Annotated in this window: 20 protein-coding genes; 6 read left to right on the forward strand and 14 right to left on the reverse strand. The window is 72.7% G+C overall.

Going from position 1 to position 22,163, the window contains the following annotated elements; genetic code table 11:
* Positions 1–16 precede the first annotated feature (16 nt).
* From ACFU97_RS28880 to ACFU97_RS28895, 4 genes are all read right to left on the reverse strand, one after another.
* A complete protein-coding gene (locus ACFU97_RS28880; RefSeq protein ID WP_384262213.1) occupies positions 17–2,482 on the reverse strand; it encodes a SpoIIE family protein phosphatase in 2,466 nt (821 codons plus the stop codon).
* Between the two features lie 126 nt (positions 2,483–2,608).
* Positions 2,609–3,829, reverse strand: coding sequence for an ornithine--oxo-acid transaminase (gene rocD, locus ACFU97_RS28885; protein WP_384262214.1), 1,221 nt, complete (start codon positions 3,827–3,829; stop codon positions 2,609–2,611).
* Positions 3,826–4,650 (reverse strand): dimethylargininase, encoded by an 825-nt coding sequence (ddaH, locus tag ACFU97_RS28890; protein WP_384262216.1) that lies wholly within the window; start codon positions 4,648–4,650, stop codon positions 3,826–3,828. The genes rocD and ddaH overlap by 4 nt, the downstream gene beginning before the upstream one ends.
* Positions 4,651–4,802: 152 nt before the next feature.
* Positions 4,803–5,300 carry an Lrp/AsnC family transcriptional regulator gene (locus tag ACFU97_RS28895; protein WP_384262219.1) on the reverse strand — a complete coding sequence of 166 codons (498 nt, stop codon included), beginning with the start codon at positions 5,298–5,300 and terminating at the stop codon, positions 4,803–4,805.
* A 77-nt stretch (positions 5,301–5,377) separates the two neighbouring features.
* Between ACFU97_RS28895 and ACFU97_RS28900 the strand changes: the two genes are divergently transcribed.
* The 4 genes from ACFU97_RS28900 to ACFU97_RS28915 are packed head-to-tail and all read left to right on the forward strand — an operon-like array spanning position 5,378 to position 9,428.
* Positions 5,378–6,127: a LytR/AlgR family response regulator transcription factor gene (locus tag ACFU97_RS28900; RefSeq protein WP_384262221.1), complete on the forward strand. Its 750-nt coding sequence runs from the start codon at positions 5,378–5,380 to the stop codon at positions 6,125–6,127.
* Between the two features lie 2 nt (positions 6,128–6,129).
* Positions 6,130–6,492, forward strand: a complete 363-nt coding sequence (locus ACFU97_RS28905; RefSeq protein ID WP_384262223.1) for a hypothetical protein — start codon at positions 6,130–6,132, stop codon at positions 6,490–6,492.
* A 12-nt stretch (positions 6,493–6,504) separates the two neighbouring features.
* Complete coding sequence (locus ACFU97_RS28910; protein WP_384262226.1) at positions 6,505–8,217, forward strand: cation acetate symporter; 1,713 nt, start codon at positions 6,505–6,507, stop codon at positions 8,215–8,217.
* Complete coding sequence (locus ACFU97_RS28915) at positions 8,214–9,428, forward strand: sensor histidine kinase (protein ID WP_384262228.1); 1,215 nt, start codon at positions 8,214–8,216, stop codon at positions 9,426–9,428. Before ACFU97_RS28910 ends, ACFU97_RS28915 begins: the two co-directional genes overlap by 4 nt.
* A 3-nt stretch (positions 9,429–9,431) precedes the next feature.
* Here the strand turns inward: ACFU97_RS28915 and ACFU97_RS28920 are convergent, their stop codons facing one another.
* The 7 genes from ACFU97_RS28920 to ACFU97_RS28950 all read right to left on the reverse strand — a co-directional run bounded on the left by ACFU97_RS28920 (position 9,432) and on the right by ACFU97_RS28950 (position 17,299).
* A complete protein-coding gene (locus tag ACFU97_RS28920; protein WP_384262231.1) occupies positions 9,432–9,605 on the reverse strand; it encodes a hypothetical protein in 174 nt (57 codons plus the stop codon).
* 13 nt (positions 9,606–9,618) lie between these two features.
* Positions 9,619–11,466, reverse strand: a complete 1,848-nt coding sequence (locus ACFU97_RS28925; RefSeq protein ID WP_384262233.1) for a protein kinase — start codon at positions 11,464–11,466, stop codon at positions 9,619–9,621.
* Between the two features lie 27 nt (positions 11,467–11,493).
* Positions 11,494–12,957, reverse strand: a complete 1,464-nt coding sequence (locus tag ACFU97_RS28930) for a DUF6777 domain-containing protein (protein ID WP_384262236.1) — start codon at positions 12,955–12,957, stop codon at positions 11,494–11,496.
* 67 nt (positions 12,958–13,024) lie between these two features.
* Positions 13,025–13,975 carry a cytochrome c oxidase assembly protein gene (locus tag ACFU97_RS28935; protein WP_384262238.1) on the reverse strand — a complete coding sequence of 317 codons (951 nt, stop codon included), beginning with the start codon at positions 13,973–13,975 and terminating at the stop codon, positions 13,025–13,027.
* A 106-nt stretch (positions 13,976–14,081) separates the two neighbouring features.
* On the reverse strand, positions 14,082–15,107 hold the full coding sequence (locus ACFU97_RS28940) for a 6-phosphofructokinase (RefSeq protein ID WP_384262240.1): 1,026 nt from the start codon (positions 15,105–15,107) through the stop codon (positions 14,082–14,084).
* A 207-nt stretch (positions 15,108–15,314) separates the two neighbouring features.
* Positions 15,315–16,043: a type 1 glutamine amidotransferase gene (locus ACFU97_RS28945; protein ID WP_384262242.1), complete on the reverse strand. Its 729-nt coding sequence runs from the start codon at positions 16,041–16,043 to the stop codon at positions 15,315–15,317.
* A gap of 17 nt (positions 16,044–16,060) precedes the next feature.
* Entirely contained in the window at positions 16,061–17,299 is a 1,239-nt protein-coding gene (locus ACFU97_RS28950; RefSeq protein WP_384262244.1) for a MurT ligase domain-containing protein, read from the reverse strand.
* A 111-nt stretch (positions 17,300–17,410) separates the two neighbouring features.
* On the opposite strand from ACFU97_RS28950, the gene def reads away from it, so the two are divergent.
* Positions 17,411–17,956: a peptide deformylase gene (gene def / locus ACFU97_RS28955; RefSeq protein ID WP_384262246.1), complete on the forward strand. Its 546-nt coding sequence runs from the start codon at positions 17,411–17,413 to the stop codon at positions 17,954–17,956.
* Here def and ACFU97_RS28960 read toward each other — a convergent pair.
* Positions 17,953–18,606: a TetR family transcriptional regulator gene (locus tag ACFU97_RS28960; RefSeq protein WP_384262250.1), complete on the reverse strand. Its 654-nt coding sequence runs from the start codon at positions 18,604–18,606 to the stop codon at positions 17,953–17,955. The genes def and ACFU97_RS28960 overlap by 4 nt on opposite strands.
* Before the next feature lie 171 nt (positions 18,607–18,777).
* On the opposite strand from ACFU97_RS28960, the gene ACFU97_RS28965 reads away from it, so the two are divergent.
* Positions 18,778–20,004: an acyl-CoA dehydrogenase family protein gene (locus tag ACFU97_RS28965; protein WP_384262252.1), complete on the forward strand. Its 1,227-nt coding sequence runs from the start codon at positions 18,778–18,780 to the stop codon at positions 20,002–20,004.
* A gap of 49 nt (positions 20,005–20,053) precedes the next feature.
* Here the strand turns inward: ACFU97_RS28965 and ACFU97_RS28970 are convergent, their stop codons facing one another.
* Complete coding sequence (locus ACFU97_RS28970; protein WP_384262254.1) at positions 20,054–20,734, reverse strand: response regulator; 681 nt, start codon at positions 20,732–20,734, stop codon at positions 20,054–20,056.
* A complete protein-coding gene (locus tag ACFU97_RS28975; protein ID WP_384262256.1) occupies positions 20,703–22,049 on the reverse strand; it encodes a sensor histidine kinase in 1,347 nt (448 codons plus the stop codon). Before ACFU97_RS28975 ends, ACFU97_RS28970 begins: the two co-directional genes overlap by 32 nt.
* Positions 22,050–22,163: the final 114 nt, after the last annotated feature.

The following is a 22,163-nucleotide window of genomic DNA, read 5'->3' on the forward strand; positions in this document are numbered from 1 at the left end:
TTGCACCGCTCGTCCGTCAGTCCGGAGGATCCTCCAGGGACTGCTCCGCCCAGATGACCTTGCCCTCGGGCACGAATCGGGTGCCCCAGCGCTGGGTGAACTGCGAGACCAGCAGCAGCCCGCGGCCGCCCTCGTCCGTGGCGCGCGGATGGCGCAGATGCGGTGCGGTGGCGCCGCCGTCGGAGACCTCGCAGATCAGGGACGCCCCGTCCCTGATCAGGCGCAGCCGGATGGGCCCCGCGGCGTACCGGATGGCGTTGGTGACCAGCTCGCTGACCACGAGCTCCGTGGTGAAGGCCAGCTCCTCCAGGTCCCACTCGGCCAGCTGCCGGGCGGCCTCCTTGCGGGCGTCGGCGACCACGGCCGGGTCCGCGGGCAGGTCCCAGTCCGCGACCTGGTCGACGCCGAGGAGCCGGGTGTGGGCCAGCAGCAGCGCCACGTCGTCGTGCGGCCGGGCCGGGACCAGCGCGTCCACCACGGCCCGGCAGCGCAGGTCCAGCGCGGGTTCGACCTGCTCCAGGGCCTGGCGCAGCCGCTCGCGGTCCGCGTCCACGGCCCAGTCGCGGTCCTCGCGGGCCAGCAGCCCGTCGGTGTGCAGGGCGAGCGTGCTGCCCTCCGCCAGGGCCAGCTCCACCGCCTCGAAGGGCGGGCCGCCCGCGCCGAGCGGCGAGCCCTGCGGGAGGTCGACGAAGGTGACGGTGCCGTCGGGCAGCACCACGGCGGGCGCGGGATGGCCGGCGGCGGCCATCGTGCACTGCCCGTCGACGGGGTCGTAGACGACGTAGACGCAGCCGGACCCGGCGACCTCCATGCCGGCGCCCTCGGCCGAGTCCGGTGCCACGCCCTCCTCGCGGGCCGTGCGCGCCACCAGGTCGTCCAGGTGCGCGAGCACCTCCTCCGGGGGCAGGTCCAGCGCCGCGAGGGTGCGTACGGCGGTGCGCAGGCGGCCCATGGCCGCGGCGGCGTCGATGCCGTGGCCGGGGACCTCGCCCACGACGAGGGCGACGCGCGCGCCGGACAGCGGGATGAGGTCGTACCAGTCGCCGCCGAGGCCGGTGAGCTCGTCGGCCGGGCGGTAGCAGGCGGCCACCTCCACCGCGTTCTGCTCGGGCAGCCGGCGGGGCAGCAGGCTGCGCTGGAGCACCAGGGCGGCATCGCGTTCGCGGGTGTAGCGGCGGGCGTTGTCGACGCAGACCGCCGCCCGGGACACGAGGTCCTCGGCCAGGCTCAGGTCGTCCGCGTCGAACGGCTCCTGCCGCCGGCGCCGGAAGAACATGGTGACGCCGAGCGTGACGCCCCGCGCGCGGATCGGCACGATCATCACGGAGTGCAGCCCCAGCTCCAGGAAGGTCGACGCCTGGCCGTTGCCGGTGTCCGCGGACCACGCGGTGGCGAGCGGGTCGAGCCGCTCCTCGAGCCAGGAGCTGCCGGTGCTCAGACAGCGGATCGGCGGCGACCCGGAGAGATAGCGCGCCACGTCGCCGACCTGGACGACGGCCTCGGGGACGCCCGGGTTCACCGACTGGTGCCCGGCCCGGCGCAGCGGCACCCGGTCCGAGACGTTCAGCGGCCCCGGCGTGAGCTCCGCGCCCCGCAGCACGGTGTCCAGCAGGTCCACGGCGACGAAGTCGGCGCAGTCGGGCACGGCGACGTCGGCCAGTTCCTGCGCGGTGCGCACCACGTCGAGGGTGCGGCCGATGCGCTCGCCGGCCCGGTCGAGCAGCGCGAGGCGCTGGCGGGCGCGGTGCCGTTCGGTGACGTCGACGACCGTGTAGTAGACGCCCATCGCATGGCCCTGCTCGTCGTCGAGCCGGGCGAAGGACAGCATGTGCGCGGTCTCGCGGTGCGGCGCGGCCCGTACATGGCCCACCTGCTCGTAGCCGAAGACCGGCTCGCCGGTGCGCAGCACGTGCCGCATCCGGTCCTCGATGCCCTCGGCGTTCAGGCCGGGCTGGATCTCCGCCATCCGCCGTCCGAGCCGGTCGCGGGCGGAGCCGCCGCCGAACTGCTCCAGCGCCGCGTTCGACCACACGCAGCGCAGCGTCGTGTCCACGATCGCTATGCCGACCGGTGAGCCCGTGACCATCTGCTCCAGCACCGGGCGGCTCATGTCCCAGCCCGGCGCCCCGGCCAGGTCGGAGACGAGGGCGAGCCACCGGGTGGCGCCCTCGGGGTCCGCGGCCGGGGTGACCCGGACCATGACCCTGACCTGCTGCCCGCTCTTGCGGCGGGCGGTGAGCAGCCCCGCCCAGCCGTCGTCCCTGCGGCAGCGCTCGGCCAGCTCCGGCAGGCGCGCGGCGTCCTCGCCGGCCAGCAGCGCGGTAACCCTGGTGCCCACCACCTCGGCGGGGGTGTACTGCAGCAGCCGCTGGGCGTCGCGTGTCCAGCTGATCACCACGCCCTGCGCGTCGAGCAGCAAGGGCACGGCATCGGCCACGTCGAACCGCTGCCGGCCGACGTCCTGCTCCTCCTGTGTGCCCACGGCCGACCTCTCTGTCGCTGAGAGTGGTCTACCACCACTTGCCCCAATCTTCACCCTTCGGGCATCGCGTGGAGGCACCCGCACGGGCGAAGTGCGCGGGGGCGGCGCCGGCCGCCCCCGCCGGGATCACGGGGCGAGCACCCGCTCCAGCGCTCCCAGGGCCGACTCCAGCTCCTGGGGCGTGATGGTGAGCGGCGGCGCCAGCCGGATCGTCGAACCGTGGGTGTCCTTGACCAGGATCCCCTCGCGCATCAGCCGCTGACTGATCTCCCGACCGGTGCCGATGGCCGGGTCGATGTCGACGCCCGCCCACAGGCCGCGGGCACGGAAGCCGGCGACGCCCTTGCCGAGGAGGGCGGCGAGGCCGCCGCGCAGCACCACGCCCAGCTCGGCCGCCCGGCGCTGGAACTCGCCGGTCTCCAGCAGCTCGACCACCGCCGTGCCGACCGCGGCGGCGAGCGGGTTGCCGCCGAAGGTCGAGCCGTGCTCGCCCGGGCGCAGCACGCCGAGCACGTCCCGGCGCGCGACGACCGCGGAGACCGGCACGATGCCGCCGCCGAGCGCCTTGCCCAGCAGCAGCATGTCCGGGACGACGCCCTCGTGCTCGACGGCGAGGGTGCGGCCGGTGCGGCCGAGCCCCGACTGGATCTCGTCCGCGATGAACAGGCAGTTCTTGCGCCGGGTCAGCTCGCGCACGCCGGTCAGGTAGCCGTCGTCGGGGATGACGACGCCCGCCTCGCCCTGGATGGGCTCGATGAGCACGGCGGCCGTGGTCTCGTCGACCGCCGCCTCCAGCGCCGCCAGGTCGTTGTACGGCACGATCCGGAAGCCGGGCGTGAACGGGCCGAAGCCCGCACGCGCCGTCTCGTCCGTGGAGAAGCTCACGATGGTCGTCGTACGGCCGTGGAAGTTGTCCGCGGCGACCACGATCGTCGCCTGGTCGGCGGGGACGCCCTTGACCTCGTAGGCCCACTTGCGGGCCACCTTGATGCCGGACTCGACGGCCTCGGCGCCGGTGTTCATCGGCAGCACCATGTCCAGGCCGGTCAGCGCGGCCAGCCGCTCGGCGAACTCGGCGAGCTTGTCGTTGTGGAAGGCGCGCGAGGTGAGGGTGAGCCGGTCGAGCTGGCGGTGGGCCGTCTCGATCAGCTGCGGATGACGGTGGCCGAAGTTGAGGGCCGAGTAGCCGGCCAGCATGTCGAGGTAGCGGCGGCCCTCGACGTCCTCCACCCAGGTGCCCTCCGCACGGGCCACCACCACGGGCAGGGGGTGGTAGTTGTGCGCCAGGACCGGCTCCTCGGCGTGGATCAGGTCGGCGGACGAACGGGCGGTCACGGGAGCGGTCATGAACGGATCTCCTGGGTGCAGCACTTGATGCCGCCGCCTGCCTTGCGGAACTCGGACAGGTCGACGGGTACGGGAACGTAGCCGCGGTCGGCGAGCGCGGAGGTGAGCGCCTCGGCCTGCGGCGCGATGAAGACGTTGCGGCCGTCGGACACGGAGTTCAGGCCGAAGGCCAGCGCGTCGTCGAGGGTGGCGAGCACGGCGTCCGGGTACAGCCGCGCCAGCACCTCGCGGCTGCCCGGCGAGAACGCCTCCGGGTAGTAGGCGACGTTGTTGCCCTCCGCGGAGTCGTCCAGCACGAACAGTGCCGTGTCCAGGTGGTAGAAGCGCGGGTCCACCAGGGTCAGGCTGATCACCGGGTGGCCGAAGAACTCCTGCACCTCGCGGTGCGCCTCGCGGGTGGTGCGGAAGCCGGTGCCGGCCAGGACGTAGCGCCCCGTCCAGACCAGGTCGCCCTCGCCCTCGCAGACGGACTCGGGACGGTGGACGGCGAAGCCGGCCGTCTTGAACCACGTGTCGTAGTGGGTGGACTCCGGGCGCCGCTCGGGCGCGTGGAAGAGGGAGCCGAAGACGCGGCCGTCCACGACGACCGCCGAGTTCGCGGCGAAGACCATGTCCGGCAGGCCGGGGGCGGGCTCCAGGGCGTCGACCGTGTGGCCGTGGGCGCGGTAGGCGTTCATCAGCGCGTGCCACTGCGCGTGGGCCAGGTCGACGTCGGGCTGGGAGTCGGGATGCATCCAGGGGTTGATCGCGTACTGCACGGCGAAATGTCTGGGTTCGCAGACGAGGAAGCGCCGCCGGCGCGGCACACGGGTGTCGGACACAGAGGGGTTCCTCCGCTTCCTGAGCGTCACTGAGGGTTGACACCAAGGTAGGAAGTGACCGAGACGCGCGACAAGCAACAAGAATTGCGTGTCTGCGCAGGAATGCTGCGTCTTTGACCGGTCCGGCGCAGTGCTGCTGCGTACTCGGACGCCTATTCGGTCGGCGCCTCGGGCGCGGGCTGGGTGGCGCCCGCCTCGGGGCTCTCCGGGAGCAGGTGGGACAGCACCATCACGCTGATCGTCTTGCGGATGAACGGCTCGGTGCGGATGCGCTCCAGCACCTCCTCGAAGTGCTCCACGTCCCGCGCCCGCACGTGCAGCAGCGCGTCCGCGCCGCCGGTCACCGTCATCGCCGCCGTGATCTCCGGGTGGTTGCGCACCACCTCCGCGAGCCGCCGCGGAGGGGCCGCGCCCTCGCAGTACACCTCGACGTACGCCTCCGTGCGCCAGCCCAGCGCGGACGGCTCCACCGTGGCCGTGAACCCGGTGATCACACCCGTCTCCCGCAGCCGGTCGACGCGGCGTTTGACCGCAGTCGACGACAGCCCGACGGCCGCGCCGATCTCGGCGAAGCTCGTCCTGGCGTTGGCCATCAGCGCGGTGATGATCTTCCGGTCGAGCTCGTCGAACGGCGCGGGCCTGCTGTTCATGTCGGCACTGTATCCAGCAGATACGTGCACGCCCGGCACATGTCCACCCGTGCGGATTCCTCCTAGACTCCGGGTTCATGCTGCGCGCCCTCGCCGTCGACGACGAACGCCCCTCGCTGGAGGAACTCCTCTACCTGCTGAACGCGGACCCGCGCGTGGGCAGTGTGGAGGGCGCGGGCGACGCCACCGAGGCGCTGCGCCGCATCAACCGCGCGCTGCAGTCCGGGCCGGGCGGGCCGGAGGCGATCGACGTCGTCTTCCTCGACATCCACATGCCCGGCCTCGACGGGCTCGACCTCGCGCGGCTGCTGACCGGGTTCGCGAAGCCGCCGCTGGTCGTGTTCGTCACCGCCCACGAGGACTTCGCCGTGCAGGCCTTCGACCTCAAGGCCGTCGACTACGTCCTCAAGCCCGTCCGCAAGGAGCGGCTCGCGGAGGCCGTGCGGCGGGCCGCCGAACTCACCGGCGCCGCCCCGCGCATCCCCGTGCACGAGCCCGACCCCGACCACATCCCCGTCGAACTCGGCGGCGTGACCCGCTTCGTGTCCGTCGACGACATCACCCACGTGGAGGCCCAGGGCGACTACGCCCGCCTGCACACCGACAAGGGCAGCCACCTCGTGCGCATACCGCTGTCCACCCTGGAGGACCGCTGGCGCTCGCGCGGCTTCGTCCGCATCCACCGCCGCCACCTCGTCGCCCTGCGCCACGTCGGTGAACTGCGCCTGGACGCGGGCACGGTGAGCGTCCTGGTCGGCGGCGAGGAGCTCCAGGTCAGCCGCCGCCACACCCGCGAGCTGCGGGACCTGCTGATGAGGAGGCCGTAGCCGTGCCCGGCCAGGACCCCGCCGAGCGGCGCGTCGTCGTCACCGGCCCGCCCCGCCGCGCCCGCAGGGCGTTCGGCTACTACCGCCCGCGCACCGAGATCGACGAGCAGACCACCCTCGGGCACACCTACGTCCGCTCCCTGATGCGCACCCAACTGCGCGCCGCGCTCGCCGTGTTCGCCTTCCTCGTGCTGCTGATCGGCCCGCTGCCGCTGGTCTTCGCGGCCATGCCGGACGCCCGCCGCCTCGAATGGGCCGTCCTCGGCTTCTGCCTCTACGCGCCGCTGGTCCTGCTCGGCCTGTGGTACGTCCGGCGTGCCGAGCGCAACGAACAGGACTTCGTGCGCCTCGTCGAAGACCGGTGACGCGGTGCGCCGATGAACTCCAGCTACGCCGTCCCCGCCGTCGCCCTCGTCGTCGTGGCCACCGTCCTCGTCGGCGCGTTCGGCCTGCGCATCTCCCGCACCACCTCCGACTTCTACGTCGCCTCCCGCACCGTCGGCCCCCGCCTCAACGCCGCCGCGATCAGCGGCGAGTACCTCTCCGCCGCCTCCTTCCTGGGCATCGCGGGCCTGGTCCTGGTGCAGGGCCCCGACATGCTCTGGTACCCGGTCGGCTACACCGCCGGCTATCTGGTGCTGCTGCTGTTCGTCGCCGCCCCGCTGCGCCGCTCCGGCGCCTACACACTGCCCGACTTCGCCGAGGCCCGGCTCGCCTCCTATCCGGTACGGCGGCTGGCCGGGGCGTTCGTCGTCGGCGTCGGCTGGCTGTACCTGCTGCCCCAACTCCAGGGCGCCGGGCTGACGCTGACGGTGCTGACCGGTGCGCCCCAGTCGCTCGGCGGGATCATCGTGGCGTTCGTCGTGGTCGCCACCGTCGCCGCCGGCGGCATGCGCAGCATCACCTTCGTGCAGGCCTTCCAGTACTGGCTCAAGCTCACCGCCCTGCTCGTGCCCGTCCTCTTCCTCGTCCTGGCCTGGCAGGGCGACGGCGCGCCCCGCCACCCCTTCGAGGAGCCCGCCACCTTCCGCGAGCAGCGCACCGTCCGCGTGGGCGACAGCGTCGACCTGACCCTGCGCGGCCCGCTGGTGGTGACGGCGAGCGGCACCATCGACGGCCGGACCCACGACGAGGAGCGGATACGGCTCCCCGCCGGCACCCACCGCATCGCGGCCGGCACCCGGCTGACCTTCGCGAAGGGCGCGCCCGTCCCGGCGGCGGACCGCGGCACCGGCGGCGGCATGTCCACCTCGCTGGAGTCGAGCCGCGAGGAACGCCCGCTGTACGCCACGTACGGGCTGATCCTCGCGACCTTCCTCGGCACCATGGGGCTGCCGCACGTCGTCGTGCGCTTCTACACCAGCCCGCACGGCGTCGCCGCACGCCGCACCACGGTGGCGGTGCTCGGCCTGATCGGCGCCTTCTACCTGCTGCCGCCCGTCTACGGCGCCCTCGGCCGGCTCTACACCCCCGAACTCACCCTCACCGGCGACGCGGACGCCGCCGTCCTGTTGCTGCCCGACCGGATGATCGGCGGCCTCGGCGGGGACCTGCTCGGCGCGCTGGTGGCGGGCGGCGCCTTCGCCGCCTTCCTGTCGACCGCCTCCGGGCTGACCATGGCGGTCGCGGGCGTGCTCACCCAGGACGTCCTCCCGACGCGCGGCGTACGGCACTTCCGGCTCGGCACCGTGCTCTCCATGGCCGTGCCGCTCGCGGCCAGCGTCATCGTGGGCGGGCTGCCGGTCGCCGACGCGGTCGGCCTCGCCTTCGCCGTGTCCGCCTCGTCCTTCTGCCCGCTGCTCGTGCTCGGCATCTGGTGGCGCCGGCTGACCCCGCCGGGCGCGGCCGCCGGGATGCTGATCGGCGGCGGCTCCGCGTTCGTGGCCGTCGCCGCCACCATGGCGGGCTTCCCGGGCACCGGCCCGTTGCACTCGCTGCTCGCCTGGCCCGCCCTCTGGTCCGTGCCGCTGGGCTTCCTCGCGATGGTGCTGGTGTCCCTGGCCACACCGGGGCGGGTGCCGACCGGCACCGAGGCGATCCTGGCGCGGTTCCATCTGCCGGAGCAGCTGCGGGCGGAGGTGAAGGCATGAGCGGGTTCCTGGCCGGGCTGTGCGTGGCCGTCCTGCCCCTGCTGGCCGCCGGGTTCTGGCTCGGCCGGCGCACGGCCCGCCCGGAGAGCCTGTGGGGGCTCGGCACCCCCGTCGAGCACGCCACCTTCGAGACCCTGCACACCGCCTCGCTCGCGGCGCCCCCGCTGCGGGCGGGCCTGACCGAGGAGACCGCGCGCAAGTCCGCCCGCAGGCTGCGCACCCTGCTGGGCACCGACGCGCTGTGCCTGACCGACCGGAAGGAGGTCCTGGTCTGGGACGGCGTCGGCGGCCACCACCGCACCGAGATCATGGAACGCCTGGCCGGAGCGCTGGAGACCGGCCGCGGCGAGGCCTTCCGGCTGTCCTGCGGCACCCCGGACTGCCCGGTGCGCTGGGCGGTCGTCGCCCCGCTCACCGTCGACGACAGCGTGCACGGCGCCCTGGTCGCCTGCGCGCCGCGCGAGTCCGCGGTGCTCGTCCGGGCGGCCGGCGAGGTCGCCCGCTGGGTCTCCGTCCAGCTGGAGCTGGCGGATCTGGACCAGTCCCGCACCCGGCTGATCGAGGCCGAGATCAAGGCACTCAGGGCCCAGATCTCCCCGCACTTCATCTTCAACTCGCTCGCGGTGATCGCCTCGTTCGTGCGCACCGACCCCGAGCGTGCCCGCGAACTCCTCCTGGAGTTCGCCGACTTCACCCGCTACTCGTTCCGCAGGCACGGCGACTTCACCACGCTCGCCGACGAACTGCACGCCATAGACCACTACTTGGCGCTCGTACGGGCACGCTTCGGCGACCGCCTGTCCGTCACCCTGCAGATCGCCCCCGAGGTGCTGCCGGTGACCCTGCCCTTCCTGTGCCTGCAGCCGCTCGTCGAGAACGCCGTCAAGCACGGCCTGGAGGGCAAGGCGCTGCCCGCCGGAAAGAGCCGGATCAGCATCACCGCGCAGGACGCGGGCGCCGAGGCCCTGGTCGTCATCGAGGACGACGGCGCGGGCATGGAACCCGACCTGCTGCGCCGCATCCTGGCGGGCGAACTCAGCCCCTCGGGCGGCATCGGCCTGTCCAACGTCGACGACCGACTCCGCCAGGTCTACGGCGACGACTACGGTCTCGTCATCGAGACCGCCGTGGGGGCGGGCATGAAGATCACCGCCCGGCTGCCCAAGTACCAGCCGGGCGTGCACCCCGCGGGCCGGATGCCCGAGAAGTGAGCCTCACGCGCTGCTGCGGGTGGCGATCATCCCGAGCGTGAGCAGGCCGAGCACGACCCAGCCGAACCACAGCCAGCCGTTGGAACCGAGCGCCACCGTGTAGGCGGTCACCACGACGAGACCGCCGACGGTGAGCGCCCCCATCGTCTTCGTGGAACTGTCCGTGGAACCGGGCATCGCAACACCCTCCTCAGGATTCGTTCCCCTCCATGGTGCCCCCGTTCTGCCTCCGCACGGTGCACACGACGAAATGCGTGCCCGACTTCCACGCTCCGGCGCTGGTCCAGGAGCCGGAGGTGTAGACCGAGGGGTCGAAGCCGTAGTCGCGCGGCGGCACGTCCCTGGCGCACGCCGTGTCCGACGCCGTACGGGCCTGCGCGAGCGTGACGGCCTTGGCCAGCCGGGTGAAACCGAGCACCTGCTCGTCGTGCGGGCCGGAGCAGGACGCCAGACGGGCGTCGCGGTTGGTGCGGGTCTCCAGGCAGTCCCGCCGCTGCATGTTCGCCGTGTCGGCGAAGGCCGAGCCGGTCGTGCGGTGGGCGCCGAGCGGCCCGTACACCGGCCCGTGCGCGCCCAGCACCAGACAGGCGGTGCGCCGCCCCGCGGCCTCGAAACCGCGGTCGCTCGGCACGACGGCGACGCTGCGCACGTCCGCCAGCCGCTCCCGGACCTCCTGCGTGCGCTCCTCGCACCGGGCCGGGCCCCGCTTGCGCGCCTCGTCCGCCGACGCCGCCGTCACGAACGCCATCACCTGCCCGTCCGGCGGCCCGCCCGCGCAGGAGGAGAGCAGGCGCAGCCGGGGCGTGCCCTGGAAACGGGCCGAGTCCGGCCAGTCCGCGAGCACGCAGTCCCCGTCCCTGAGCGGCTTGGCGAGCCCGACCGACGTGCCGTACGGCAACGCCTTCGCGCCGCCCCCGCCCGAGTCCTGGTGCGCCGTCGCGTACCAGACCCCGCCCAGGGCCAGCACCAGGCCGAGCGACGCGGCCAGGGCGGCGCGCAGGGCCCGGGGCAGTTCGCGGCGGCGGTGCGCGGGCGCCGGGCGCTGCACGACGACCGGCCCGAAGCCGTCCGGGACGGCACCGGGCCCCGGCGGGGGAGCGGCGGGCGCCATCGCGGCCCACGGCGGCTGCGAGCCGAGGTCGGTCTGGGTACGGGCGTAGGAGTCGGCCTGCGGTGTCACGATCCGCGACAGCGCCGCCTCCGCCTCCTGGGCGGACGGCCGCCGTCCGGGGTCCTTGGCGAGCAGGCCCAGCACGACGGGGCCCAGCGCGCCGGCCCGCACGGCCGGCCGCGGCTCCTCCATGACGACCGCGGTGACCTCGGCGAGGTTCGACTCGCGCTCGAAGGGGCCGCGGCCCTCCACGCCGTAGTAGAGCGTGCAGCCCAGCGAGAACAGGTCGGCGGCCGGGGTGGGCGTACCGCCCGTGGCGCGCTCCGGCGCCAGGTAGCCCGAGGTGCCCACCAGCACCGACGCCATGGTGTAGCGGGTTTCGCCGGCGTCCGGCTGCACCGAGATGCCGTAGTCGGTGAGCAGGATGCGGCCGTGCGGCGCCCCCGTGCGGTCCGGCGCCAGCAGGATGTTCGCCGGCTTCACGTCCCGGTGCATCACGCCCCGCTCGTGCCCGGCGGTCAGCGCGTCCAGCACGGCGAGCCCGAGGCGGGCGCACTCCGCGGGCGCGAGCGGGCCGCGTGTGGCGACCAGCTCCTTGAGGTCGACGGCGCCCGCGACGTACTCCATCACGATCCACGGCAGCCCGTCGTGCTCCTGCACGTCGTGGACGGTCACCACGTGCGGATGGCCGCGCAGCCCCGCCGCGTGCCGGGCCTCGGCCCGCGCGCGGGCGACCCGGGCCTCGCGCTCCTCGGTGCCGGGGTCCGCGTCCCGGAAGACGATCTCCTTGAGCGCGACCTCGCAGGCGAGTCTCTGGTCGTGGGCGAGCCACACATGGCCCATGCCGCCGCTGCCGAGCCGGTTCAGCAGCAGATAGCGGCCGGCGATGACCCGGCCCACTCCCGACGTCGGTGATCCTGGTTGCATCCGGTGACTCCCGGGTTGTGCGAGGCGCTAGGTGATCGCGACGGAGGCGGGCCCCGAGGACGCGGGCTCGCTCGTGGCGGGGGCGCCGCTCGTCACCGGGTCGCTCGACGGCGGCGGCGCGCTGCTGGTGACCGGGGCGCGGGAACTTGCCGTGACCGGCGGGGACGAACCGGCCGGCGGACCCGAGGCGGTCCCGGAGGACGACGTACCGGTCCCGCCGCCCGGCGGGTGCGAGGACGTGGCCGACGAGGGTGAGGCCGGCGGAGTCGTGGACGGCTGGGATGCCGGGGACGACGGGGGAGTGGCGGACCCTCCGGACGGGGTCCCGGCCGTCGAGGACGTCCCACTGGACGGCCCGCTCGAGGTCCCCTTCGACGGGCCGCCGGACGTCCCGTTCGACGTCCCCCCGGGCGGGCTGCCCGACGTTCCGCTCGATGGACCGGTCGCCGGACCGCTCGACGTCCCTCCTGACGGGCCGACAGGGGGCCCGGACGTGCTTCCCGGCGTACCCCCGGTCGCGCTCAGCGTCACGTACGCCCCGAATCCCAGCGCGGTCCCGGCCGGCGGATCGGACGCCGTCACCCGTGCGTCGTCGGGCGGCCGCTCCGTCCCGGCGTACCCGGCCGCCAGGCCCTTCGCGGCCAGCTGCCGGCTCGCCTCGGCGAACGTGGTCCCCGTGACGTCGGGCACCGCCCGCCGCCCGGCCGCGTCGAAGGTCCGGTCCTGCGCGCCCGTCGTGCCCACCGGCCGGTCGATGCCCCGGCCGGGATCGCGCACGTCGACCAGAGCGAGGTGCGCCATGTCCCGCGGCGCGGGCCGCACGGCCACGACGGTGGAACGCCGATATCCGTGCCACTTCTTGTTGGAGCCCTCGAACTTGACCGAAATCCGATTCGTGTCACCCGTGAAGCGGCGGAGCGGATTTCCGCACGAGCACTTCACAGCCGGAACTCCCCGTTCGTCGACCAGAACGGCGATTCCCGTCTGCAGCAACGAGTTGAAGGGGGTGGCCTTTCCCCTTCTGTAGTCGTGATTCACCACGAGCGTGTCGTGACGCAGGAGAACAGGAGTGAGCCGGTCCAGATATCCCGGAATCCCGGCCGTGTCGATGCCCACCGCGTCGGCCCACGCCTGCGCCTTTCGGCGGTTGGCGGGGTCGGTGAGAAAGGCCTTGAGCCGCTTGACGTCGCAGACCGTCGGCTGCCGCGTGCCCCCGTACAGACCAGGCGTTCCGCCGTACAGGCCGGGTGTGTCCCCCTGCTGCAGGCTGCCGTGGACGGCCTGCGGCCTGACCCCCTCGGCGTCGCGCCCGAGGCCGCTTCTCTCGTCGAAGAACGGCGCGAGAGAAGGAACTCCCGCGGCCGCCGCCTTCACGAGCAGCAGCGGCGTACCCCGATCACATGCGCTGAGCGCGAAGATGAATACGAGCAGGACGGAGATCTTTCGGATCGCCGATTTCCCGGCTCCTTGCATAAATGCGTGAAGTGTCATCACCGCTCCCCCTGGCGGTTCCCCCGATGCACTTCATGCTACTGAAACCCGACGAAAGGCGAAGCCTTCACCGGCCGCGTGCGTTCAATGAGGCCAAATAGGCGTTGTATGCCTCGAGTTCCTTGTCGCCGTCGCGATCGGCGGCCCGGTCCTTGCGCCGGGCCTGCCGCTGCTCGGAGCCGTACCACTGGAACAGCAGGGCGAGCAGGACCAGTACGGAGGGGATCTCGCTGAACGCCCAGGCGATGCCGCCGGCCGCGGTCTGGTCGGACAGGGCCTCGATGCCGAGCGAGGCGGGCGGGTTCTTGAACGTCTCCACCATCGGCGTCGACGCCATCATCAGCGCGATGCCGAAGAAGGCGTGGAACGGCATGCCCGCGAACAGCTCCAGCATCCGCATGAGGTAACCCGGGCGCTGCGGGCCGGGGTCGACGCCGATGATCGGCCAGAAGAACACGACGCCGACGGCCAGGAAGTGCACCATCATCGCGATGTGCCCGGTCTTCGACCCCATCAGGAAGTCGAACAGCGGCGTGAAGTACAGCGCGTACAGGCTCGCGATGAACAGCGGGATGGTGAACGCCGGGTGCGTGATGACCCGCATGTACCGGCTGTGCAGCAGCATCAGGAGCAGCTCGCGCGGCCCCTTGCGGCCCTTGCCGGCGGTCGGCAGCGCGCGCAGGGCGAGCGTGACCGGGGCGCCGAGCAGGATCAGGATCGGCGACAGCATGCTGATGATCATGTGCTGCACCATGTGCACGCTGAACATGACCATGCCGTAGTCGTTCAGCCTGGTGCACATCACCAGGCCGATGGTCAGCACGCCGATGACGAACGAGACCGTCCGCGCCGCCGACCAGGTGTCACCGCGCCGCCGCAGCCGCACCACGCCGTACGCGTACAGACCCAGCCCCACGAGGCAGGCCACCAGGAAGAACGGGTCCGCCGACCACTGAAGCCCCCGCCCCAGCGTGAACGGCGGCAGATCCATGGTCATGCCGTGCCCGCTGTGATCCATCCAACGGCTCCTGATTCGAGGGGGTTGTGCGAGTTGTCCGAACCAGGGTATGACCGACCCCGGCCACGTCCGTGACCGGGGTCGGTACTGTCCGTCCGTCAGACGGTCAGAGCACGCACTCCGCCTCGTCGTAGCGCTCCACCGGCACCGTCTTCAGCGTCTCCACGGCCTCGGCGAGCGGCACCATCACGATGTCCGTGCCACGCAGCGCGGTCATGTGGCCGAACTCCCCGCGGTGCACGGCCTCCACGGCATGCCACCCGAACCGCGTGGCCAGCACGCGGTCGTACGCGGTCGGGGTACCGCCGCGCTGGACGTGCCCGAGGATCACCGGACGCGCCTCCTTGCCCAGCCGCTGCTCCAGCTCGATGGAGAGCTGGCGGGCGATCCCGGCGAAGCGCTCGTGGCCGTAGATGTCCTTGCCGCCCTCGTCGAAATCCATGGACCCGGCCTTGGGCTTGGCACCCTCCGCCGCCACCACGATGGCGAACCGCTTGCCCGCCTCGAAGCGCTGTCCGACCTTGCGGGCCAACTCCTCGATGTCGAAGGGCCGTTCCGGTACGACGATGGCGTGGGCGCCGGCCGCCATGCCGGAGTGCAGCGCGATCCAGCCGGTGTGGCGGCCCATGACCTCCACGACCAGGACGCGCTGGTGGGACTCGGCGGTCGTCTTGAGCCGGTCCAGCGCCTCGGTGGCGACACCGACGGCCGTGTCGAAGCCGAAGGTGACGTCGGTCACCGCGATGTCGTTGTCGATGGTCTTGGGGACGCCGACGATCGGCAGCCCGCTGTCGTACATCAGCCGGGCCGCCTTGAGCGTGCCCTCGCCGCCGATGGGGATGATCGCGTCGAGCCCGAGCTCCTCGACATGGCCCTTGGCCCGCTCCACCCCGTCGCGCAGATGCGAGGGCTGGACCCGGGAGGAGCCGAGGATCGTGCCGCCGCGGGCCAGGATGCCGCCCACCGCGTCGAGATCGAGCTTGAGGTAGTCACACTCCAGGAGGCCCTTCCAGCCGTCCCGGAAGCCGATGACCTCGTCGCCGTGGTCGGCCACGGCGCGGTGCACGACGGACCTGATGACGGCGTTCAGGCCGGGGCAGTCGCCGCCGGACGTGAGGACACCAATGCGCATAGCCCGAAAAACCTTCTCCAACGTGGCCGGGACCGGACCACGCTGTCCGGCTCGAACCCCGCCACCCTAACGGCAGGAGGGGGCGGGGCCGCACTGTACGTCCGACTGCTGGACGACCGCGCTCACCTGTGCGGACGCGCCGTCAGACGGGCTGGTTCCGAGGGGCCGGCAGCCCGGTGCGAGGGGGGCTGCCGGCGCTCTCCGTGACTAGGCGGGCTGCTGTGCCGAGGCGATGCGCTCGTTGCGCAGCGCCTCGTACCACCGGTCGTCCGTCGGCGGCAGCGCGTTCACGTCCAGCGCGAGCTTCAGCAGCAGGTCCGCGATCTGCGGGTTCCTCGCCAGCACGGGGCCGTGCATGTACGTACCGAAGACCGTGTCGTTGTACGCGCCTTCCGTGCCGTCGCCCGTGCCGTTGCCGTTGCCGATCCGCACCTTGGCGAACGGGCGGGCGGTCGGGCCGAGGTGGGTGACGCCCTGGTGGTTCTCGAAGCCGGTCAGCGGCGGCAGGCCGAGGCGCTGGTCGATGTCGCCGAGCACGTCGCCGACGCACCGCTGGCCCTCGCCGCGCACCGAGACCACGTCGAGCAGGCCGAGGCCCGGCTCGCGCTGGCCGAGGTCGTTGATGAACTCGTGGCCGAGGATCTGGTAGCCGGCGCAGACCGAGAACAGGATCGCGCCGTTCTCCGCGGCCCGGTTCAGGCCGCCGTCGCGGCGCAGCCGCTCGGCCGCCAGCCGCTGCGGGCGGTCCTCGCCGCCGCCGATCAGGTAGATGTCCCCGGAGGTGGGGATCGGCTGGTCGCTGCGCACGTCGAGCCGGGCCACGTCGAGGCCCCGCTGCCGGGCCCGGCGCTCCACGACCAGCACGTTGCCCTGGTCGCCGTAGGTGCTGAGCAGGTCGGGGTAGACCCAGACGACCCGCAGGCTGTTGTCGCTCACTTGTGTCCCCTGAGGTGTCAGTTGCCGACCCGGCGGCGCAGGTCCTGGAACGCGGTGTAGTTGGCGATGACCTCGATCCGGCCCGGCGGGCTCGCCTGCACCGCCTGGTCGAGGTCCTCGCAGACCTGGAACTGCTGGTTCGCGACCTCCAGGCGCACCGCGAGGTCCAGCTTGCGGTCGCCGATCACGCAGATCGGGTGGCCGGTCAGACGCGTGTAGTCGACGTCCCACAGCCAGGAGGTGTCGGTGCCGTCGGCGCCGCGCGCGTTCACGGAGAGGATCACCGGGGTCGGCGGCGGGTCGATCAGGCTGAACGTCTCCAGCCAGCCGGCCGGGTTCTTCGCCAGCAGCAGACGCAGGTCGCGCTGCTGGAACTGGACGATGTCGTAGCGGCCGGCGACCGCCTGCACCTGGTACATCCGCTCCAGGGCGACCTGCGGCGGCACGCCGAAGACGGCGGCCACGGCGGCGGAGCTGGCGGCGTTGGCCTTGTTGGCGCGGCCGGGCAGCTGGAGGTGGATGGGCCAGGCGGACCCGTGCGGGTCCAGGACGTGGTCGCCGGACAGCGCCCAGCTGGGCGTGGGACGGCGGAAGCCGCACTCGCCGCAGAACCAGTCGTCGCCGGGCCGCTGCATCACGCCGCCGCAGGACGGGCAGGACCAGGCGTCGTCCTTCCACATCTGGCCGGCGGCGACCCAGATGACGTTGGGGGAGGAGGACGCGGCCCACACGACGAGCGGGTCGTCGCAGTTGGCGACGATCACGGCCTTCGAGCCGGCGAGTCCCTCACGCCAGTTCTCCGCGAGCATGCGGGTCTCGGCCGCGCGGTCGAGCTGGTCGCGCGAGAGGTTGAGCAGCGCGATGCACTTGGGGTCGGTGTCCCGGGCGACGCCGGCGAGGTACTTCTCGTCGACCTCGATCACGCCGTAGCGCGCCTCGGAGCTGCCGGCCAGGGCCGAGGTGATGCCGGCGGGCATGTTGGCGCCGAGCGCGTTGGAGACGACCGGGCCCGCGGCCCGCAGCGCCTCGGCGATCAGCCGGGTCGTGGTGGTCTTGCCGTTGGTCGCCGAGACCAGGACCACGTCCAGGTTCTGGGCGAGCCGCGCCAGGAGGTCGGGGTCGAGTTTCAGCGCGACCCGGCCGCCGATCACCGATCCGCTGCCGCGGCCCGCGGCACGGGACGCCGCAGCGACCGCCTTGCCCGCGGTCACGGCGAGCTTGGCCCGCGGCGTGAGCGGGTCCGAGTTGCCTGACATCAGTTCTCGATCCTCCTTGCGTACGCGCCGCGCTCCTGCCTGACGGCAACGTGGTGGTGGTCAGCCTATCGAGATCCATTCGCACTCCCGAATCGCCGTACCCTTGCGGCCATGCGAAACAGCTTCATCCCGGGCACCCGCGGCCGCGTGAGACCCCTCACCCTCCACGGTGACCCGCGGCTTCACACCCCCTGTGCGGAGGTGACCGACTTCGGACCCGAACTGGCGTCCCTGGTGGAGGACTTGTTCGCGACGATGTACGCGGCGCGCGGAGTGGGCCTGGCGGCGAACCAGGTGGGGCGCGCCCTGCGGGTGTTCGTCTACGACTGCCCCGACGACGAGGACGTACGGCACCTCGGGCACGTGGTGAACCCCCGGCTGGTCGAGGCCGACGGAGTGGTGGTGCGGGGACCGGAGGGCTGTCTGTCCCTGCCGGGCCTGGAGGCCGGGACGGAGCGCTACGACCATGCGGTGGTCGAGGGCGTGACGGTGACCGGGGAGCCGGTCACCGTGCACGGCACGGGGTTCTTCGCCCGCTGCCTCCAGCACGAGTGCGACCACCTGGAGGGACGGGTGTACGTGGACCGCCTGGCCGGATGGCGCAGGCGGAAGGTGCTGCGCCAGGCGGCGAAGGCGTCCTGGAGCGGGCGGGGTTAGAAGCCCGGGCCGCCGATCTTGTCGCCGGCCGCGGCCAGCCGGCCCCACAGCAGGTCGGCCAGGATGCGCACCAAGTCCGCGCGCGAGCATGGCTGTTCGTACAGCCACCAGTCGCCGGCGGCGTGCATCATGCCGACGATCCCGTGGCCCCACACCCGGGCCAGCTGCTGGCTCTCCGGTCCGAGGTCGAGGCGGTCGTCGATGACCTGGGCCAGTTCCTCGCCCATCCTGCGCAGCAGCGGGGCGGAGTGCTTGCCGACGTCGAAGCCCTGGTCGCTGCCCGGGTCGCTCTGGGAGCCCTCCGCCGGATGCATCAGGAACCGGTAGACCTGCGGACGTGCCTCGATTGCGGCGAGATAGGTGTCCAGCGTGGCCTCGACCCGCTCACGCCGGTCGGCCGGTGCGTCCAGGGCCGCCCGCAGCGAATCCAGCAGGGCGTCCGTGTGGCGCGTGGCCAGCGCCGCGTAAAGTCCGCTCTTGTCGCCGAAGTGCCGGTAGAGGATGGGCTTGGTGATGCCGGCCTCGGCCGCGATCGCGTTCATCGAGGCCTGCGGGCCGTCACGCAGCACCACCCGGTCCGCGGCCTCCAGCAGTTCGCGCCGACGTCGGTCGGCGGACCGCTGCTGCTCGGTCCGCTGCGTGGTGTCCATGAGCTCTCCCCACCCGTGCTGTTTCGGTGACGCCTGCGCAAACTAACACTCAACATGCCCAGTGCATCGAACTGGCTGCCGACCGTCATCGGGAGTTGACTTTTCCTACCCGCGGGTAACACATTAGTGTTACCGCTAGTAACACACAGATGTGCCGCCGCTGGAGGGGACATGGCCGAGTTCACCATGGAGCTCAACGACGAACAGAAGGAGGTCCGGGACTGGCTGCACGGCTTCGCCGCAGACGTCATACGGCCCGCGGCCGCCGAATGGGACGAGCGTGAGGAGACTCCCTGGCCTGTCATCCAGGAGGCCGCGAAGGTCGGCATCTACTCCCTCGACTTCTACGCCCAGCAGTACTTCGACCCCACCGGGCTCGGTATCCCGATGGCGATGGAGGAGCTGTTCTGGGGCGACGCGGGCATCGCCCTGTCGATCGTAGGCACCGGCCTGGCCGCCGTGGGCGTTCTCGCCAACGGGACCGAGGAGCAGATCGGCACCTGGATCCCGCAGATGTACGGCGACGCCAACGACGTCAAGGTCGCCGCCTTCTGCTCCTCCGAGCCCGACGCCGGCTCCGACGTGGCCTCCATGCGCACGCGTGCCGTGTACGACCAGGCCAAGGACGAGTGGGTGCTCAACGGCACGAAGACCTGGGCGACCAACGGCGGCATCGCCAACGTCCACGTCGTGGTCGCGGTCGTCGACCCCGAGCTGGGCTCCAAGGGTCACGCGTCCTTCATCATCCCGCCGGGCACCCCGGGCCTGTCCCAGGGGCAGAAGTTCAAGAAGCACGGCATCCGCGCCTCGCACACCGCCGAGGTCGTCCTGGAGGACGTGCGCGTCCCCGGCTCCTGCCTGCTCGGCGGCAAGGAGAAGCTCGACGAGCGCTTCGCCCGGGCCCGGGAGCGGGCCAAGGCGGGCGGCGAGCGCGTGAAGAACGCCGCCATGGCGACGTTCGAGGCGTCGCGCCCGGCCGTCGGCGCGATGGCGGTGGGCACCGCCCGGGCCGCGTACGAGGTCGCCCTCGACTACGCCAAGACCCGTGAGCAGTTCGGCCGCCCGATCATCGACAACCAGGGCGTCGCCTTCCAGCTGGCCGACATGCGGACGCAGATCGACGCGGCCCGGCTGCTGGTGTGGCGCGCCTCGTGGATGGCGGTCAACGGCAAGCCGTTCACCGCGGCCGAGGGCTCGATGTCCAAGCTCTTCGCCAGCGAGACCGCGAAGAAGGTCACCGCGCAGGCCGTCCAGATCCTCGGCGGCAACGGCTACACCCGCGAGTACCCGGTCGAGCGGATGCACCGCGACAGCGCGATCTACACCATCTTCGAGGGCACGAGCGAGATCCAGCGCCTGGTGATCGCCCGCACGCTGTCGGGCATGCCGATCCGCTGAGTTCCCCGCGCCCCCATCGGGGCCAGGTCACCGCACCGCCGTCGGGGCGCTAGGGCACCGGGCGGCCTCCGCGGGGGACCACCAGGCCGCTGTCGTACGCCAGGATGACGGCCTGGACCCGGTCGCGGAGGCCGTACTTGTCCAGGATGTGGGCGATGTGCGTCTTCACGGTCGTCTCGCCCACGCCGAGTTCTAGCGCGATCTCCGCGTTCGACAGCCCGCGGGCCAGCGCGCGGAGCACGTCGAGTTCACGGCCGGTGAGCGCGTCGAGCCGGCGCGGCACCGGCTCCTCGTCGGGTGCGCCCAGGTGCGCGAACCGGTCGAGCAGCCGGTGCGTGATGCGGGGGGAGAGCACCGCGTCGCCGTCGGCGACCGTGCGGATCGCGCCCACCAGGGAGTCGGCGGGGCCGTCCTTCACCAGGAACCCGCTGGCTCCGGCCCGCAGCGCGTCCACCACGTCGGCGTCCAGGTCGAACGTCGTCAGGATCACCACCTTGCTGGGCGAGCCGGACCGTACGATGCGCCGCGTCGCCTCGACCCCGTCCGTGCCGGGCATGCGGATGTCCATCAGGACGATGTCCGGCCGCAGGGCCTCGGTGCCTGCCACCGCCTCGTCGCCGTCCGACGCCTCGCCGACGACGTCGATGTCCGGCTCCGATTCGAGGATGAGCCGGAACCCCGTCCGGATCATCGGCTGGTCATCGACCAGCAGGACGCGGATGACCTGCATACGGGGAGTGCCCTTCGTGCCGTGGTGCGGAACCGATGACGGACGCGGAAGCGGTGACGGATGCGGGAACGGAGACGGACGGGGGGATCGGGATGACGGCGTGCACGCAGTAGCCGCCGCCGGGCCGGGCACCGGCGTGCAGGGACCCGCCCACGGCCCCCACCCGCTCGCGCATGCCGACCAGGCCGTGCCCGGTGCCGTGCGCCGCGACCGGGGTCCGAACCGGCTCGCCGTCGGGCCGCGGCCCGTCGTCGCACAGGCGCACGGTGAGCCGCCCGTGCTCGGGCTCCCAGGCGATCCGCAGCGCGGTCCGGGTGCGGCCCGCGTGCTTGAGGGTGTTGGTGAGCGCCTCCTGCACGACCCGGTACACGGTCAGATGTGACCCGGCGGGCAGCTCGGCGGGGGTGCCGGTGGTGCGGTGGTCGATCTCGAGCCCGGCCGCGCGCACCGAGTCCACCAGCGCGGGCAGCGCCTCGATCGTGGGCTGAGGCGGCTCCTTGGCGGCGTCGCCCGCCGCCTCCTCGTCGGTGCGCAGCACGTCGAGCAGCCGGCGCAGCTCGGTGACCGTGGCCCGGCCGGTCTCCTCGATGGTGCCGTGCAGCTCGTGGGCCTTGCCCGCGTCGCGCTCCTGGACCCGGTCGGCGGCGATGGTCTGCACGACCATCAGGCTGACGTTGTGCGCGACGATGTCGTGCAACTCGCGGGCGATCCGGGCTCGTTCCTCCATGACCGCGGCCCGTGCGTCGGCGGCCTGCTCCCGCTCCAGGGCGGCGGCCCGCTCCAGCGCCTGGTCGCGGATGGCCGCACGGGCCCGGGTGAGCCGCCCCAGCGCCCAGGCGGCGACCAGCAGTACCGCGTCGGTGAACAGCGCGGTGATCCGGTGCCCGGCCGGGGCGAGCGCCGCCTCGGTCACGGCCGCCGCCGGGATGACCACCGCCCCGACCAGGGTGGCGATCCGCGGCGTGCAGCGCATCGCGGTCAGCAGGACGGCCGTGGCGACGGCGGCGTAGGTGGGCCCGATGGACGTCCCCTCGGACCCGGACAGCTCGGGCACGTAGTGCAGGCTCTGGAGCACGCCCGCGGACGCCGCCGCCACCACCAGCGCGGGCAGCGGGAAGAGCCGGTGCACGGCCAGCGGCAGGGTCGTCAGCAGGACGAGGACGACGAAGTACGCGTCCGGCGACCGCAGTTCGGGACCGCCCGGCGGCATCGCCACCGGCAGGGCCAGGCAGCCGGCGGTCAGCAGCAGGGCCAGGGCGGTGTCGGTGACGGCCCGGGGTATCGGGCGTCCCGCGAGCGACTCCATCCGGTCCATGCCATCACCGTAGACGGATCTCCCGCGCCCGTGATCTCCCCTGGGGCGGAAAGCGGGCGGCGCCTCTCCTCCCAGGAGCCTCCTCCGCAAGGAGGAGAGGCCCGGCCGCCTCGC

It is taken from the genome of Streptomyces sp. NPDC057616, assembly GCF_042800575.1.
Lineage (GTDB): Bacteria > Actinomycetota > Actinomycetes > Streptomycetales > Streptomycetaceae > Streptomyces.